Source organism: Pseudomonas tensinigenes (assembly GCF_014268445.2).
Lineage (GTDB): Bacteria > Pseudomonadota > Gammaproteobacteria > Pseudomonadales > Pseudomonadaceae > Aquipseudomonas > Aquipseudomonas tensinigenes.
The window spans coordinates 5,584,532-5,600,207 of sequence record NZ_CP077089.1 but is presented as its reverse complement, the minus strand read 5'-3'; the positions used below and the strand labels follow the sequence as shown (position 1 = coordinate 5,600,207).

Genomic DNA, 15,676 nt, shown 5'->3' with positions numbered 1-15,676 from the left:
AGGGGACTGACCGAGCTGGATGGGCGAGGTCCGCCGACCTGAGATTCCGAGTCGAACTCAAGTTTTGAAAAGCTCAACGATCAGCTCCCTCTTCCAGAGGTACAGGGGACTGACCGAGGTGATTGGCAGAAATATGGCGACCAGGATATCGAGTTGAGCCCAGATCTTGAAAAGCCCAAAGATCGGCTCCCTCTCCCGGGGAGAGAGGGGACTGAGCGAGGCGATTGGCAGAGATATAGCGACCAGGATATTGAGTTGAACTCAGATCTTGAAAAGCCCAAAGATCGGCTCCCTCTCCTTGGGGAGAGGGCTGGGGTGAGGGGTGGGCTCACTGCGGTGTTTGGGCGATTGGATTATTTACGAGCGACAATCACCGCGCGCATCGGCGCCGGCAACCCTTCGATGGTTTTGCTGTGATCTTCCGGATCAAGGAAATCACTCAACGACTGATACTTCATCCACTCGGTACCGCGCTGTTCTTCAACCGTCGTGGTGCTCACATCCACGCAACGAATGTCGGTAAACCCCGCACGACGCAACCACAACTCCAGCGCCGGCACCGACGGCAGGAACCACACGTTACGCATCTGCGCGTAGCGATCTTCCGGCACCAGCACCTGATGCTTGTCGCCTTCGACCACCAGCGTTTCCAGCACCAGTTCGCCGCCCTTGACCAGGCAATCCTTCAGCGCCAGCAAATGCTCGATCGGCGAGCGACGGTGGTAGAACACACCCATGGAAAACACCGTGTCGAAACCTTCAAGGTTCGGCGGCAGGTCTTCGAACGGAAAGGGCAGGTGCCAGGCATTCGGCTCTGACAGATAACGTTGCACCGCCTGGAACTGGCAGAAGAACAACCAGTTCGGGTCAACACCAATCACGCTGTTCGCGCCGGCACCGAGCATGCGCCACATGTAGTAGCCGTTGCCGCAGCCGACATCGAGGATGCGTTTGCCCTTCAGATCCAGATGCGGGGCGACGCGCGACCATTTCCAGTCCGAACGCCATTCAGTGTCGACGTGCACACCAAACAAGTCGAACGGCCCTTTGCGCCACGGCGACAGGCCCATCAACGCGGTGCGCATTTGCGCGCGGGTTGCCTCGTCGCAATCGGTGTCGAGTTTCAAACCGTTGAGCAGATCCACTTCGCTCGGCTGAATCTTCGGCAAGGCGTCCAGCGCACTTTGCCAGCGCTCCAGATCGCCGTGACCTTTCTCCATTTTCTTGTCGAGTTGCGCCTGCAGGGTGTTGGCCCATTCGGCCAGCGGTGTGCCGGCGAGACGGCGGGCGAGGGGGGACAGATCAATCATGGCAAGGCAATCAACGAGGCAAAGTTAAGACACTGGAACCACGGCACGACTTTCGAGAACCCGGCGGCCAGCAGGCGTTCGCGGTGTTCTTCGAGGCTGTCGGGCTTCATGACGTTTTCGATGGCGCTGCGCTTCTGGGCGATTTCCAGTTCGCTGTAGCCGTTGGCGCGTTTGAAGGCAACGTGCAGATCGGTGAGCAGCGCATGTTCTTCGGTATCGTTGAAGCGCAGCTTCTCCGAGAGAATCAATGCGCCGCCCGGCAGCAGCGCTTGGCGAATGCGCGAGAGCAATGCCGTACGCTGATCCGGGGCGATGAATTGCAGGGTGAAGTTCAGCGCCACCACCGAAGCAGGTTGAAAATCGAGGGCGAGAATGTCGCCTTCGATCACTTCGACCGGCAGCAACTCCTGGAACATCGAGTCCTGACCGTTGAGGTATTCGCGGCAGCGTTCGACCATCGCTGCAGAGTTATCCACAGCGATCACCCTGCAACCGTCGGTGCGCACGTGACGACGCAGGGCTTGAGTGACCGCGCCCAGCGATGAGCCGAGGTCATAGAGCACGCTGTTCGGCTGGGCGAACTGCGCCGCGAGCACGCCGAGGTTTTCGACGATGGTCGGGTAACCCGGCACCGAGCGCTTGATCATGTCCGGGAACACCCGCACCACGTCTTCGTTGAAGGCGAAGTCAGGTACCTGAGCCAAGGGCTTGGCGAAAATACGATCGGGTTCTTTGCTCACGGCGGTTCCGGCGGTGTCGGTGGAAAAGGCCGGCATTTTAGCCAAAGTGGCGGCGGGATGCTTGGGTTGTCTGATAAAGCGTTTTTTTGCCAGTGATCGTTCCCACGCTCTGCGTGGGAATGCCGCCCCGGACGCTCCGCGTCCCTGCGCAAGTGACGCAGAGCGTCACAGGATGCATTCCCACGCGGAGCGTGGGAACGATCAGATCCGTTTAGTTTGGGAGAAAGCGGAGGCTGCAATGCCCCACTGGCCCAGCCAGTAGCTGAGGATGATGACGTATGGCGCGGCGCGGAATGGCGATACGAAGCGATCAATACCGATCACGCTGTCCGAGAACACAAACGCCAGCGCACCGCCCGCCGCCAGCAACGCCGAGCGTTTCGGCACATCGGTGCCCAAACGGGCCAGCGCGCGCCAGAGCATCGCGCTGATCGCCGTGCCATAAACAATCACCGGCACCAGCAATGGCCCAAGACCGCTGGAAATCAGAATCCCCAGCAGCACCGCACCCACTCCCAGGGCAAGCACCAGCGGCAATATTGCCAGACGCTTGCAGTCACTCAGATAAGCCTTCAGATAAGCCAGATGCGCAACCAGAAACGCACCGAGGCCAAACACGAACAGATCGCCCGGCCACGCCAGCAACACATCACCCAGCAGCGAGAAAATCAGACCCAGACTGATCCAGCGCCGATAGTCGCTGGGCGGCGCATCGTGCAACCAGCCGAGTAACGCCAGCACTGGCAACGGTTTGACCAGCAGGCACAGCAGCGCCGCATGGGTGCTGACGCCGTAGAGAAACGTCACCGCGCCCATCAGCGCCAGAATCAGCCAGCCCACGATCAATTCACCGAAATGGCGCAGTCAAAGGTTTCCACCGGCAGCACTTCCGGCGCCCATGGCTGTTGCGAGGTCAGGCGTAGACGGCCGGTGCCGGGGGCGAAGGCCTGGAAGCGCCAGGTCGACAGACCTGCTGCACCGACCACACCGGCATCTTCCGGATTGCTGTAAACCTCGGGGCTGAGTGCGCGCAGCACGCCGCCAGCCGAGTCCTGAATGGCCCAGCGGTAACCGGTAGTCGGGTTGCTTGGCAGCATGATGATGAGGTTTTGCCCGTTGGTCAGCCGTACGGGGCATTCGCTTTGTTTTTCCACGGTCACGTTGTGTTTTGGTTGTGTGGCGCAAGCGGCCAGCAACGAGAGGGCGAGGGGGAGAAACAGGCGAGTGGGGGACATAAGGTCAGCGGCTCCGGGTGTTCACGACGAACGGCGAGCATAACTGAAGATGAGACAAAGTGTGACAACGCCAAGCCCTCACCCTAGCCCTCTCCCAGAGGGAGAGGGGACTGATCGGGGGATATTGGCGAGGTACGCCGACCTGAGCGTGCGTCAGCGAATCCATAATCGACCCGGTGTTTCAGGTCGGCGCATAGCGCAAGACCGCTCGGTTGGCTCCCTCTCCTGGGGGGAGAGGGGACTGATCGGGGGATATTGGCGAGGTACGCCGACCTGAGCGTGCGTCAGCGAATCCATAATCGACCCGGTGTTTCAGGTCGGTGCATAGCGCTAGACAGCTCGGTCGGCTCCCTCTCCTGGGGGAGAGGGCTGGGGTGAGGGGCTACCGGCTACCGGTCAGAACAGTACCTTCGCCACATCGGCAAACCGCTTGGCGAAATGCACGGTTATCCCTTCCTTCAGATAATCCGGCAACTCCTCAAAATTACCCCGATTCGGCTCCGGCAAAATCAGCTCGAAAATCTTCTGCCGGCGCGCCGCAATCACCTTCTCACGCACCCCGCCAATCGGCAGCACATGCCCGGTCAACGTCAGTTCGCCGGTCATCGCCACGCCTTTTTTCGGCGCTTGATTGCGCGCGAGGGAGAGCAGGGCGCTGGCCATGGTCACGCCGGCGCTCGGGCCGTCTTTTGGTGTGGCACCTTCCGGCACGTGCAGGTGGACGAAGGCTTCGTCGAAGAACTTCGCGTCGCCGCCGAATTGTTTCAGGTGCGAGCTGACGTAGCTGTAGGCGATCTCTGCCGACTCCTTCATTACATCACCCAATTGCCCGGTGAGTTTGAAGCCGCGGTTGAGCGTGTGAATCCGCGTCGCTTCGATCGGCAGAGTCGCGCCGCCCATGCTGGTCCAGGCCAGACCGGTGATGACGCCGGTGCCGGACAGCACTTGTTCGTTACGAAACACCGGATGGCCGAGTGACGCTTCGAGGTCTTTCGGCCCGAGTTTGATCACCGCTTTCGGGTCATCAATGAGCTTCATCACCGCTTTGCGCACCAGTTTGCCCATTTGTTTCTCGAGCTGGCGCACCCCGGCTTCACGGGCGTAACCGTCGATCAAGGCTTTGAGCGCGGTGTCGCTGATGCTCAGGCTGCCCTTGGACACGCCAGCCTTTTCCAGCAACTTCGGCCACAGGTGACGCTTGGCGATGGCGACTTTTTCTTCGGTGATGTAGCCGGACAGGCGAATCACTTCCATGCGGTCCAGCAGTGGGCCGGGAATCGAATCGAGGGTGTTGGCGGTGCAAACGAACAGGACTTTCGACAGGTCCATGCGCAGGTCGAGGTAGTGGTCGAGGAATTCGACGTTCTGCTCCGGGTCGAGGGTTTCCAGCAGCGCCGAGGCCGGGTCGCCCTGGTAGCTCTGGCCCATCTTGTCGATCTCGTCGAGCATGATCACCGGGTTCATCACTTCGACGTCTTTCAACGCCTGCACCAGTTTGCCCGGCTGCGCACCGATGTAGGTGCGGCGATGGCCCTTGATCTCGGCTTCGTCGCGCATACCGCCGAGGCTGAAGCGGTAGAACGGCCGGCCGAGGGATTCGGCGATGGATTTGCCGACGCTGGTTTTACCCACACCCGGCGGGCCGACCAGCAGCACGATGGAGCCGCTGATTTCGCCTTTATAAGCACCGACGGCGAGGAATTCGAGGATGCGATCCTTGATGTCGTCAAGGCCTGCGTGGTGTTTGTCGAGGATTTTGCGCGCGTGCTTGAGGTCGAGTTTGTCCTCGCCGTACACGCCCCACGGCACCGAGGTCGCCCAGTCGAGGTAGTTGCGGGTGACCGCGTACTCCGGCGAGCCGGTCTCGAGGATCGACAGTTTGTTCATTTCCTCTTCGAGGCGTTTCTGCACCTGCGCCGGCAGGACTTTGCCTTCCAGGCGCTGTTCGAACTGTTCAAGGTCGGCGCTGCGGTCGTCCTTGGTCAGACCGAGTTCCTGCTGGATGACCTTGAGTTGTTCCTTGAGGAAGAACTCGCGCTGATGCTCGCCGATCTTGCGGTTAACTTCGGCGGAAATTTCTTTTTGCAGGCGCGCGACTTCGACTTCCTTGCGCAGCATCGGCAGGACTTTTTCCATGCGCTTGAGCATCGGCACGCAGTCGAGCACTTCTTGCAGCTCGGGGCCGGTGGCCGAGGTCAGCGCGGCGGCGAAGTCGGTCAGCGGCGACGGGTCGTTGGGGCTGAAGCGGTTGAGGTAGTTCTTCAGCTCTTCGCTGTACAGCGGGTTGAGCGGCAGCAGTTCTTTGATCGCATTGATCAGCGCCATGCCGTAGGCCTTGACCTCGTCGGTCGGCTCGGTCGGCTGGTGCGGGTATTCGACCTCCACCAGATACGGTGGGCGGTGGTGTTTGAGCCAGGTTTTGATGCGTACGCGGCTCAAGCCTTGGGCGACGAATTGCAGTTTGCCGTTTTCACGGCTGGCGTGGTGGACTTTGACCAGGGTGCCGTACTGCGGCAGGGCGCCGGTGTCGAAGTGGCGCGGGTCTTCCTGGGGCGTGTCCATGAAGAACAGGGCCAGGGAGTGGTGTTCGGATTTGCTGACCAGTTCGAGGGTTTCGGCCCAGGGTTCTTCGTTGACGATGACCGGCAGGACTTGCGCCGGGAAGAACGGGCGGTTGTGGATCGGGATGATGTAGACCTTGTCCGGCAGGTTTTGGCCTGGCAGGGCGAGGCCTTTGCCGGAGGAGGTGTGTTCGATGTTTTCGGCTTCGGTGTAGTCGTCGGGGTTTTCCGGGAATTCTTGCTGGTCGCTCATGGGGCACCTGCGCAATGGGGTATGGGTCTTAGATGGGGCAGGGCTTGGGTGGTTTCAATGGGGGGGCGGTGTTTCTGCTTGTGTGTTCAGGGTTTTGACAGGGTTCACGCTTTGACTTGGCGGCCTTTGGGCCGACCATGTTGGGGGTGTTTGGTGTGTATATCCGTTGTTTAGGTAACGGCGGCTTAGGGTTTCGCCCTTACGGCGACTCACTTTTTTTCAAACGCCAAAAAAAGTAAGCAAAAAACGCTTGCTCCTACGTGCGGCCAGCTCGCTGGGGCTCGGGGTTCCTTCGCTGCGGGATCGATCCGGGCGCAGCGCCTACGGTTTGCTTCGCTGCACCTCCTCTCGCTGTGTTTGGCTGCGCCAAACGGTCGCTGCGCTCCCACGCCCGGATCAATCCCTCCACTCAGCCTTCCGACGTCGCCTTACAGATCAAAAGCTGCAGCCGAGCTAACGCTCATCCTGTTGAGTGGTGAGGAGCACAGCTTGGTCGGCTTTGGATTTGTGGTGGATTCGCCCCTCACCCCAGCCCTCTCCCGAGGGAGAGGGGGCCGATTTGTGGGCTTTTCAAAGTCCGAGTTCAACTCGGCATCGCACGTCGGCGTACTTCTCCCAAACACTTCGGTCAGTCCCCTCTCCCACCGGGAGAGGGCTAGGGTGAGGGGCTTTTGATCTGATTCAGAGTCTGAGTTCGACTCGGTATTCATGTCGGCGTGCGTCCTCCGTCAGTTCCCTCCATGTAACGAAAAGGCAGACGCACGATTAACCCGATGAATGAAGTCCTGACCTGCTTGTTAGATAGGGTAAGTCAGCTCTTGGAGAAAAAAGTATCCGTTACCGGTGAGCTCACGCGTTTCATCACCGTGGACTGCCTTGGCGGAAATTTGCAAGTTGTCGAGGGAATATAAGTACAGGCCGCTATTGAGTTGACTTACAGCAATGCCGGAAGAGGATGTCACTTCATAGTCATAAGGCTGAAGACCTCGTTCGGTCACGACATATTCAAAGTAGCCAGCGATTGAAGGATCCAGCAGCTTGCGAAGCGAGATGGTGAGTGATCGTCGGCTCGATGAACTGTGGTTATCTTCGAAAGAAAAATTGTAACCGCCAAGCTGGTTGAAAGACGTACTAAGGCTGGTCGTCAGGAAGCTGGTCAGCTTGACTGGCGTGTCGCCAATGGTGCCTTTGACATCGACGTTAAGAATACCGTTTACCCATACGGCTGGGGATGCGTTTGGATTGGTCATGGGGAGCTTCCTTTTATTGATTTGGTTGGAGAAGGAAGTCTGAGAGGAAAATTAAAAACGGTGACCTGTCATATCTGACAGGGTTTTATACTTGTTCGCGATGACGTCTCTTGATACGGGTTATATAGGAGCCACGATGTTGATCAAAGATCGGAGGCTTAGGCACTGCGGCTATAGCAACTTCGCTGCATTATCTCTATTTGATCTAGATACCTGTCAGGTCTGACAGTTACGTATTTATCGATTTTCCGAGACGATCGTCCTTCAACTTCGAAATTCAATGGAACTGAGTATGACGATCGAGAAAGTTGTAACTTCCAGTACGACGGGCACGTTTACTGCCAGGATTCAGGGGCGCCCTGACTTCGCTCCGACCAGGGTTAATGTCTATTTCGATGGCGAGTATTATCACTGTTCGGGGTCAGAGGCGGGACTGGATCCCGACGTTTTCAGAACTCTGTACTTTAATGTGAGGCGCAATCCATCAACCGAGTCAGCGACGTTCCATGAGATGTTGTATATCGCCAAATCAGGCCATGACCTGGAAAAAGCTACAGCCAAGGACGGTACGTTTACTATCGATTTTGATACGGCAGCTCAGCACTACAAGATGTCTTTCCATGTAGTGGTTAATGATCCGTACGCCGGCAGCATAGATATTCGCGGGTGCTTTGATTTGCGAAACGAATGATGTAAATGCCTCTTCCGCTCTTTGGCGAGGAGGTCGTGCGCGTGTCGGGTTGTGCAACCTATGAACGAACCCACACGCGCACAGCGCATCATCCATCAGTTTTGCGTTGTTATCTCGACATTATCCAGAACGCGGTTCACGGCCAGTTCGGCGAGCATGATGATCTGCTGGATCGCCAGAATCGTCCTCCGCTGCGGCAGGTCGATGTAGGCGGCGATGTCGCTGGTCATGAGGCTGGCTTGGGCCAGGGATTCGCAGGCGTGGACCAGCAGGCTTTCGCTGTCCTGCTCGGGGGCGACCTGGAACATGGTGCTGGGTTTGTGGAAGCGCAGGGTTAATGCGTTGGGCTTGAGGTAGTGGTCGAGGGCGCGTTCGGCGGCTTCGTGGAATCGCTTCGAGCCGGGGAATTCGTAGGGGGTGGTGTCTTCGGTTTCGGGCGGATTGGGTGTCGGTTTTTTCATGGTGAAGCTCCGAATGATAAGTGGGGCTGTCACTCTCAATCACCGCGACGCGACAGAGGGTGGCAGCTGTACGCGGGGTCGCGGACCGAGCCATTCGGCAATCTCGGCATACCCGAAGGTATCCCGCGCACAGCCACCATCAAACCAAACAACAAGCACCTGAGCGCTTCAGTTTGGGCCGGCGATTATGCATCAAATCGAATGAACTGCTCGGGCCGCGACGCCCCATCGCTGAATTTGCAGCGACCCCCCGAGCCTATCCAGCCGATTTCCGAGGCACAACCGACGCGACTTGTCGGAAAACTCCGCGCCACTTTCAACGTCTGTAGGACGAACACATTTCCCACAGATAAACACTTTTCAACCTGTGGGAGCGAGCCTGCTCGCGAAAGCGGTGTGTCAGGCACCGTAGATGTTGAATGTGCTGACGCCTTCGCGAGCAGGCTCGCTCCCACAGGGTCCTCAGGTGTATGCAGAAATGGCGTGTAAAAAAAAGGCGATGTCTCTTTCGGGACATCGCCTTCATCACTACCGGTTAAAACTTATTCCGGCAGTTTGTACGCAATCACGTAGTCACCCATCTTGGTGCCCAGCGAGCCGTGACCACCGACAACCAGCAGCACGTATTGCTTGCCGTCCCTGCCGGTGTAGGTCATCGGGGTCGCTTGACCACCTGCCGGCAGACGCGATTTCCACAGCTCTTTACCGCTGTTCACGTCGTACGCACGCAGGTACTGGTCGAGGGTGCCGCTGAGGAAGCCGACGCCGCCAGCCGTGACCATAGAGCCGCCCATGCTCGGCACGCCCAAGGTGAAGCCGATCGGGATTGGCGAGCTGTCGCGGCTGGTGCCGTTTTTGCGTTTCCACACGACTTTGCCGGTGGTCAGGTCGATACCGGCAACGTAGCCCCAGGCCGGGGCCTGGCACGGTACGCCGAGTGGCGACATGAACGGGTGCATGATCACGGCGTATGGCGCGCCAGTGTTCGGTTGCACGCCAGCGGTTTCGCTTTCGCGTTTGCTGCCGGCGGCGACTTGCTCGCGTGGCACCATTTTCGAAACGAAAGCCATGTAGTTCGGGCTGGTGAACAGCATCTGGCGAACCGGATCGACCGAAACGCCGCCCCAGTTGAACACGCCGACGTTACCCGGGTAGATCAGGCTGCCCTGTTCCGACGGCGGGGTGTACTGGCCTTCATAACGCAGTTCCTTGAACTGGATGCGGCACAGCATCTGGTCGAACGGGCTTGCGCCCCACATGGCTTTTTCGGTGAGTTCCGGGGCCAGCAGGTTGAGGTCCGAACGGGCCTGGGTCGGTGCAGTGTGGTCGCCTTTGACGGCGCCTTGCGGGACCGGGATTTCCTTGATCGGAATGATCGGCGTGCCGTCACGACGGTCGAGGACGTACAGGCTGCCCTGTTTGGTCGGGGCGATCAGCGCAGGTTTCACGCCGTCGGCGGTTTTCATGTCGAGCAGGGTTGGCTGGCTGCCAACGTCCATGTCCCACAGGTCGTGGTGGGTGAACTGGTAGTTCCAGCGCACTTTACCGGTGGCCAGGTCGAGGGCTACGACGCCGGCGCTGAATTTCTCGGCGCCCGGGGTGCGGTCGGCGCCCCACTGGTCTGGGGTCTGGTTGCCCAGTGGCAGGTAAACCATGCCGAGTTTTTCGTCGACGCTGGCCAGCGACCACATGTTCGCCGAGTTGCGGCTGTAGGTTTCGCCCGGTGCCAAAGGCTCGGTGGCGTCTGGCTTGTCGCTGTCCCAGTTCCACACGAGGTGACCGTCGCGCACGTCGAAAGCGCGGATCACGCCCGATGGCTCGTTGGTCGATTCGTTGTCGGTCACGTGACCGCCCATGATCACCAGATCACGGGTAATCGCCGCCGGCGAGGTGGAGTAGTAGCCACCAGCGGTGAACGGGCCGATACCTTGGGTCAGGTCAACCACGCCTTTGTTGCCGAAGCCTTCGCAGATCTTGCCGGTGTCGGCGTTCAGTGCGATCAGACGGGCATCAGCGGTTGGCAGGTACAGACGACGCGGGCAAGCCTGCGCAACGGCTTTGCCAGCCTCGGAAATCACCGCCGAGGCAGCGTTTTCAGACTTGGCATAAGCGGCTTCGTCGTAGTACGACACGCCACGGCAAGTCATGTGGGCGAAGCCTTTGAAGCCGACCGGGCTCTTGATCTGTGGGTCGAAGCGCCACAGTTCTTTGCCGGTGTCCGGGTCCAGGGCCAACACTTTGCTGTGCGCGGTGCAGGCGTAGATCATGCCGTTGGCTTTCAGCGGGGTGTTTTCGTTGGTCAGCTCAACCGGGTCATCAGCGGTCGGCAGGTCGCCGGTCTGGATGCGCCAGGCTTCTTGCAGCTTGCCGACGTTGGCCGGGGTAATCTGCTTCAGCGGCGAGTAACGGTCACCGAACTCGGTGCGGCCATAGGCCTGCCAGTCGCCATCGGGCATGGCTGGCGCGGTGCTGGTGGTGTCCGCAGTGTCGCGGCCCAGTTCGCCGAAGGTTTCGCCCGGGTGGGTGAACAGGCTGGCCAGAGCGGTGACGCCGGCCAGAACCACGGCGACGGTCAAACCGCCAGTGCCCATCGGCGCCGGGCCGTCAAGCAGCAGCGGACGGCGGAACCACGGCAGCAACATCACGAAGCCGAGGACAAACCACAGGGCCAGACGTGGCACCAGTTGCCACCAGTCCAGACCGACTTCCCACAGCGCCCAAACGGTGCTGGCAAACAAGACGATGGCGTACAGGCCCAGCGCCGCGCGACGGCGCATCAGCAGCAGAATGCCGCTCAGTGCAATGCCGATACCGGCCAGCAGGTAGTACAGCGAGCCGCCGAGCATGCTCAGCTTGACCCCTCCGGCCAACATGGCCAGGCCCATCAGTAGAAGCAGAATGCCGAGCAGGCTCGGTAGCAAACGGCCCCGACTCGAAGCACTTTCGGTGCTCATAGTGTGATTCTCCGTGACGTTTATGTAGTCCCGCGCTGTAGTCACTTTAGATGACGATTTGGCACAGGCATGGTTCAGATAAAAACTTGTCTAGCTAACGAAATTCATTTGTGTAGGAGTGAGCCTGCTCGCGATGGCGGTGCGTCAGTCTCTGGAGATGTCGCCTGAAACACCGCTATCGCGAGCAGGCTCACTCCTACAATGGATTTGCGTATTGCTTTAGAACGAGGACTGGATCTTGATCCCGCCGATCAGGGCGTCGTCGACGTTGTTCACGCCACCGGGGTGGCGGATGTATTGCAGGTTCGGGCGCACGGTCAGCCAGTTGGTGACGTGCACGCCGTAATAGAGTTCGGCGCTGTATTCGGTGTCTTGCGGTGGCAGAAAGGACGGATCGTCATAGTCGTAGACCGCATTCGCACGGTTGCTCGCTTCGGCGTTTTTGCGGAAGGCCGGGTTGACGTGCACGCGGGCGAGGGCGAAACCGATGTCATCCTTGGCGCGGGCATCGAACGGGCCTTTATAGGTGATGCCGGCCTGCACGTAGTTGTCGATCGCGTTGGTTTTCTTGTCGTGCATCGTGCCGTTGGCGAACACGCTCAAGCCGCGACTGTTATCGCTGGCCATGCTGGTGATCTGCTGCTGGATGCCCAGCCATACGCCGTGTTTGCTCGACGCGCTGCGATAGGCTTCGCCGCTGAGGGCGGCCGGTTGGCCGTGGCTGTCTTTATAGACGTCGCTGGCCTTGGCGTTGCTGTAGTAGTAACCGGCGCGGTATTCGCCCGGCAGGCCGTTGAGCTTCGGCGTCCACACCAGTTCGATCGGCAGGATCGCGCCCTGGGTGCCGCTGCCGCTCAGTTTGAAACCGTTGCCGCGATCTAGGTTCGACGGGTTCTGCTCGTAGGCGCCGACCTGTGCGTACAGTTCCGGGGTCAGGTGATATTTGACGCGCAGCGCCCATTGGCTGACCGGCCAGTTGTACCAGATGCCACCGACCCAGTTGCCGACCTGCGAGCCGCAGAACGCGAGGTTCTGGAAGTCGCACGGGAAGCTGTTGAAGTCTTCGCCTTCGCCGAAACGGCCGACCTTGATGTCGAGTTTCTGATCGAAGAATTTCTGCTGGTACCACATCTGCGTCAGGCGCGTGGTCTGGCCACGGCCCCAGACTTCCTGGGCCGAGGTGAAGCCGCCAACGCGCGGATCGTTGATGCGGTCGTTGCTGATGTTGTTGCCGCTGCGCTTGGTGATGGTCAGTTGAAACTCGGCGTCGTCCCAGCCGAGGATCTTTTGCAGGTCGAGGTGTGTGCCCAGACCGAACTGATCGCTGTAACGCGCGGTGCGGTCGTGGTCGTAGCCGCCGTGCAGGTTGCTGCCCATTTCGCCGGTGTAATCGAGTTTGAAGTCGTAGCCTTTTTCCGAGAGTTCGGTGCGCGTGCCGTTCCAGTCACCGAGCATGTACGGTGAGTCACTGTCGAACGCGGGCGCCGCTTGAACACAGGTGGCGAGGCCGAGGGCGGTGCAGCCGCCAAGGGTGCGCAGGGCTGAAATAGCGCTGTCTCGGGAGAAGGAGAAATCGGGCATGGCTAAGTCTTTTTTTGGTGTTTTCGGGGTGCGAGCTGAGTGCTTCAATAAGTCGCAGGCAGTGAAGCGATTCAGCGGAAGGGCGGCAGGATAATGATCTGTTACAAAAAGACAAAGGCCTTTTGTGAACATGCAGCGTTTCGGATTCGGTAACAGTGCGGCAAACGGGCGCATTGTGGCCCGTGTTGTGGCCTGCGATCTTCTCAGGTTGGCCTACATTTGAAGGTAGGCCTTCCACCCGATCACCCCCTCGGCTAAGGTGCGCGGCTTCTGCATTTTCACTTCGCCCAAAGGCCTGGCATGAACGAACAAACCCCCGATCCGCTGCACGGCGTGACCCTTGAACAGATCCTCAACGCCCTGGTCACTCATTACGAATGGTCGGGGCTGGCCGAGCGCATCGATATTCGCTGCTTCAAGAGTGATCCGAGCATCAAGTCGAGCCTGACATTCCTGCGCAAAACCCCATGGGCACGGGAGAAGGTCGAGCGTCTGTACGTGAAGTTGATGCGCACCAAACGACCGCTCTGACATGCACGCCGGTTGTTGGCGTCGTCGCCTGATCACCTGCGCAGCCGTACTGTGCTGGGCGGGATTGGGCATTCAGCTGTACCTGATTTTCTTCGCGCGTTTGAGCGTCGGCGCCAGCCTGTTGGGCGGGTTGGTGAGCTTTTTCAGTTATTTCACGATTCTGACCAATACGTTGGTGGCGACGGTGTTGACCTGCGCGGTGACCGAGCGTGAGTCTGCTGTGCGCCGCTGGTTTTTGCAGCCATGGGTGAGTAGCGGGATTGCCGTGAGCATTGCTGTGGTCGGGCTTGCCTATAGCATTTTGCTGCGGCATTTGTGGCACCCGGAAGGCTGGCAATTTATCGCTGACGAGTTGCTGCACGACGTGATGCCGTTGCTGTTTCTGGGGTATTGGTGGTTGTGCGTGCCCAAGGGCACTTTGCGCTGGTGGCATCTGCCGGTGTGGCTGATTTATCCGCTGGTGTATTTCATTTACGCGTTGCTGCGCGGGCATTTGCTCGGCGCGTATGCATATCCGTTCATTGATGTGGCGGTGTTGGGTTATCCACAGGTGCTGCTCAATGCCGGGGGGATTTTGGTGGGATTTGTGGTGATTGGGTTGTTGGTCATTGGCTTGGACCGATTACGGCGATGAAAATCAAAAGATCGCAGCCTTCGGCAGCTCCTACAGGTGTACGCATTCCAATGTAGGAGCTGCCGAAGGCTGCGATCTTTTGATCTGGGGATTTACTCCTCTTCGGAAGTGCCTTCGGCGCGCCAGTAGCCGACGGCTTTGATCAGTTGTTCATCCAGCCCGTGCTCATCGATCAGCACCCGGCGAATCTGCCGTGAAACTTTCGTTTCGGTCGCGACCCACGCATACAGATTGCCCTTGGGCACCTGCAATTGCTTCACCGTCGCCAGCAGATTGTCCTTGCTGCCTTCGCGCAGCACCCAGATCACATTGACCTGCGCCGGGCTTTCCAGCACTTGCTGCTCGGCGCCGTTTTCCACTTCGATCACCACCAGCGCCTTGCGATTGGCCGCCAGGCCTTCGAGGCGGCGGGCGATGGCGGGCAGGGCGGTTTCGTCGCCGATCAGCAAATAGCTGTCGAAAATATCCGGGACGATCATCGAGCCGCGCGGGCCGCCGATATGCAGGAATTGCCCCGGTTCAGCTTGCTCGGCCCAGGTTGACGCAGGGCCGTCACCGTGCAGAACAAAATCGATGTCCAGTTCCAGCGCATCGAGGTCATAACGACGCGGGGTGTAGTCGCGCATTTCCGGCTTCGGTCCGTCGTCCTTGCCGGCGCCGAGCACCATGGTCTCCAGCGCCGCCGCCTGTTCAGCGTTCTGCGGGAACAACAGTTTGACGTGATCGTCAGTGCCCAGGCTGATAAACCCGGCCAGCTCCGGCCCGCCGAGGGTGATGCGGCGCATGCGCGGCGTCAGGTCGACCACGCGCAGCACTTCAAGCTTGCGGCGTTTGATTTCGTGCATCACGCGGTGAATGGTTTGGGTATCGACTGCGGTCATTCGGCTTTCTCCTGAACAGGTTGAACGGCAGGGCCGTCGACGATGGCTTTGGCGGTGTCGTTGAGCAGGTCACGCACGCGCAGGATTTCTGCCGGGCTCCAGCGGCCGTGGTGCATTTGCAGGGCATGGCGCAGGTTGTGTACGGCTTCGTGGATTTCCAGCGGCCGATCATGGCCACGCAGCGAACGTTTGCTGACGTCGATGCGCATGCGCACGCCGTCCAGCGCCACGGCTTGTTCGCTCAGGGACAGGCGCCCGGCATCGGTCACGCTGTAGCGTTTCTTGCCGCCCTCGGCGTCGCCGCTGATCATTTCGCTCTCTTCAAGAAAGGTCAGGGTCGGATAGATCACGCCGGGGCTGGGGCTGTACGCGCCGTCGAACATGCCTTCGATCTGGCGGATCAGGTCGTAGCCGTGGCACGGCTGTTCGGCAACCAGTGCCAGCAACAGCAATTTCAGATCACCGGGGGCAAACACCCGGGGGCCACGGCCGCCGCGCTCGCGTCCGGGGCGTTTCTCAAAGCCGTCACGGCCGTCGCCGTGCTCACGGTGGGGGGAATGATGGTCTCTCATCTCGATCTTCTCTCGTCGTGTT

The 15,676-nt window shown here is 59.5% G+C and carries 14 protein-coding genes; 3 read left to right on the top strand and 11 right to left on the bottom strand.

The window, feature by feature from the left end:
- Positions 1-353 precede the first annotated feature (353 nt).
- The 6 genes from cmoB to HU718_RS24750 form a co-directional block, all read right to left on the bottom strand.
- Positions 354-1,310: a tRNA 5-methoxyuridine(34)/uridine 5-oxyacetic acid(34) synthase CmoB gene (gene cmoB, locus HU718_RS24775; RefSeq protein ID WP_134177612.1), complete on the bottom strand. Its 957-nt coding sequence runs from the start codon at positions 1,308-1,310 to the stop codon at positions 354-356.
- On the bottom strand, positions 1,307-2,086 hold the full coding sequence (cmoA, locus tag HU718_RS24770) for a carboxy-S-adenosyl-L-methionine synthase CmoA (protein WP_186615288.1): 780 nt from the start codon (positions 2,084-2,086) through the stop codon (positions 1,307-1,309). The genes cmoB and cmoA overlap by 4 nt, the downstream gene beginning before the upstream one ends.
- Before the next feature lie 165 nt (positions 2,087-2,251).
- Entirely contained in the window at positions 2,252-2,890 is a 639-nt protein-coding gene (locus tag HU718_RS24765) for a lysoplasmalogenase (protein WP_186615290.1), read from the bottom strand.
- 2 nt (positions 2,891-2,892) lie between these two features.
- On the bottom strand, positions 2,893-3,285 hold the full coding sequence (locus HU718_RS24760) for a protease inhibitor I42 family protein (RefSeq protein WP_007916811.1): 393 nt from the start codon (positions 3,283-3,285) through the stop codon (positions 2,893-2,895).
- A 396-nt stretch (positions 3,286-3,681) separates the two neighbouring features.
- Positions 3,682-6,099: an endopeptidase La gene (gene lon, locus HU718_RS24755; RefSeq protein WP_150706987.1), complete on the bottom strand. Its 2,418-nt coding sequence runs from the start codon at positions 6,097-6,099 to the stop codon at positions 3,682-3,684.
- Positions 6,100-6,896: 797 nt separating this feature from the next.
- Entirely contained in the window at positions 6,897-7,349 is a 453-nt protein-coding gene (locus HU718_RS24750) for a hypothetical protein (RefSeq protein WP_095122458.1), read from the bottom strand.
- 292 nt (positions 7,350-7,641) lie between these two features.
- Here HU718_RS24750 and HU718_RS24745 point away from each other — a divergent pair, with 292 nt between their 5' ends.
- Positions 7,642-8,040 carry a hypothetical protein gene (locus HU718_RS24745; RefSeq protein ID WP_186615292.1) on the top strand — a complete coding sequence of 133 codons (399 nt, stop codon included), beginning with the start codon at positions 7,642-7,644 and terminating at the stop codon, positions 8,038-8,040.
- Positions 8,041-8,135: 95 nt separating this feature from the next.
- Here the strand turns inward: HU718_RS24745 and HU718_RS24740 are convergent, their stop codons facing one another.
- From HU718_RS24740 to HU718_RS24730, 3 genes are all read right to left on the bottom strand, one after another.
- Positions 8,136-8,501 (bottom strand): DUF6124 family protein, encoded by a 366-nt coding sequence (locus HU718_RS24740; RefSeq protein WP_102900339.1) that lies wholly within the window; start codon positions 8,499-8,501, stop codon positions 8,136-8,138.
- A gap of 542 nt (positions 8,502-9,043) precedes the next feature.
- Positions 9,044-11,455: a glucose/quinate/shikimate family membrane-bound PQQ-dependent dehydrogenase gene (locus tag HU718_RS24735; RefSeq protein WP_186615294.1), complete on the bottom strand. Its 2,412-nt coding sequence runs from the start codon at positions 11,453-11,455 to the stop codon at positions 9,044-9,046.
- 219 nt (positions 11,456-11,674) lie between these two features.
- Positions 11,675-13,036 carry a carbohydrate porin gene (locus HU718_RS24730; RefSeq protein ID WP_180699421.1) on the bottom strand — a complete coding sequence of 454 codons (1,362 nt, stop codon included), beginning with the start codon at positions 13,034-13,036 and terminating at the stop codon, positions 11,675-11,677.
- Positions 13,037-13,336: 300 nt separating this feature from the next.
- On the opposite strand from HU718_RS24730, the gene HU718_RS24725 reads away from it, so the two are divergent.
- Together HU718_RS24725 and HU718_RS24720 are read left to right on the top strand one after the other, a co-directional pair.
- Positions 13,337-13,567, top strand: a complete 231-nt coding sequence (locus tag HU718_RS24725; protein ID WP_016987543.1) for a VF530 family protein — start codon at positions 13,337-13,339, stop codon at positions 13,565-13,567.
- A gap of 1 nt (position 13,568) precedes the next feature.
- Positions 13,569-14,201, top strand: a complete 633-nt coding sequence (locus HU718_RS24720) for a Pr6Pr family membrane protein (protein ID WP_186615296.1) — start codon at positions 13,569-13,571, stop codon at positions 14,199-14,201.
- Positions 14,202-14,293: 92 nt separating this feature from the next.
- Here the strand turns inward: HU718_RS24720 and HU718_RS24715 are convergent, their stop codons facing one another.
- Both HU718_RS24715 and HU718_RS24710 read right to left on the bottom strand, forming a co-directional pair.
- Entirely contained in the window at positions 14,294-15,082 is a 789-nt protein-coding gene (locus HU718_RS24715; protein WP_186615298.1) for a siderophore-interacting protein, read from the bottom strand.
- Positions 15,079-15,654 (bottom strand): PadR family transcriptional regulator, encoded by a 576-nt coding sequence (locus HU718_RS24710; RefSeq protein ID WP_186615300.1) that lies wholly within the window; start codon positions 15,652-15,654, stop codon positions 15,079-15,081. Before HU718_RS24710 ends, HU718_RS24715 begins: the two co-directional genes overlap by 4 nt.
- Positions 15,655-15,676 lie beyond the last annotated feature (22 nt).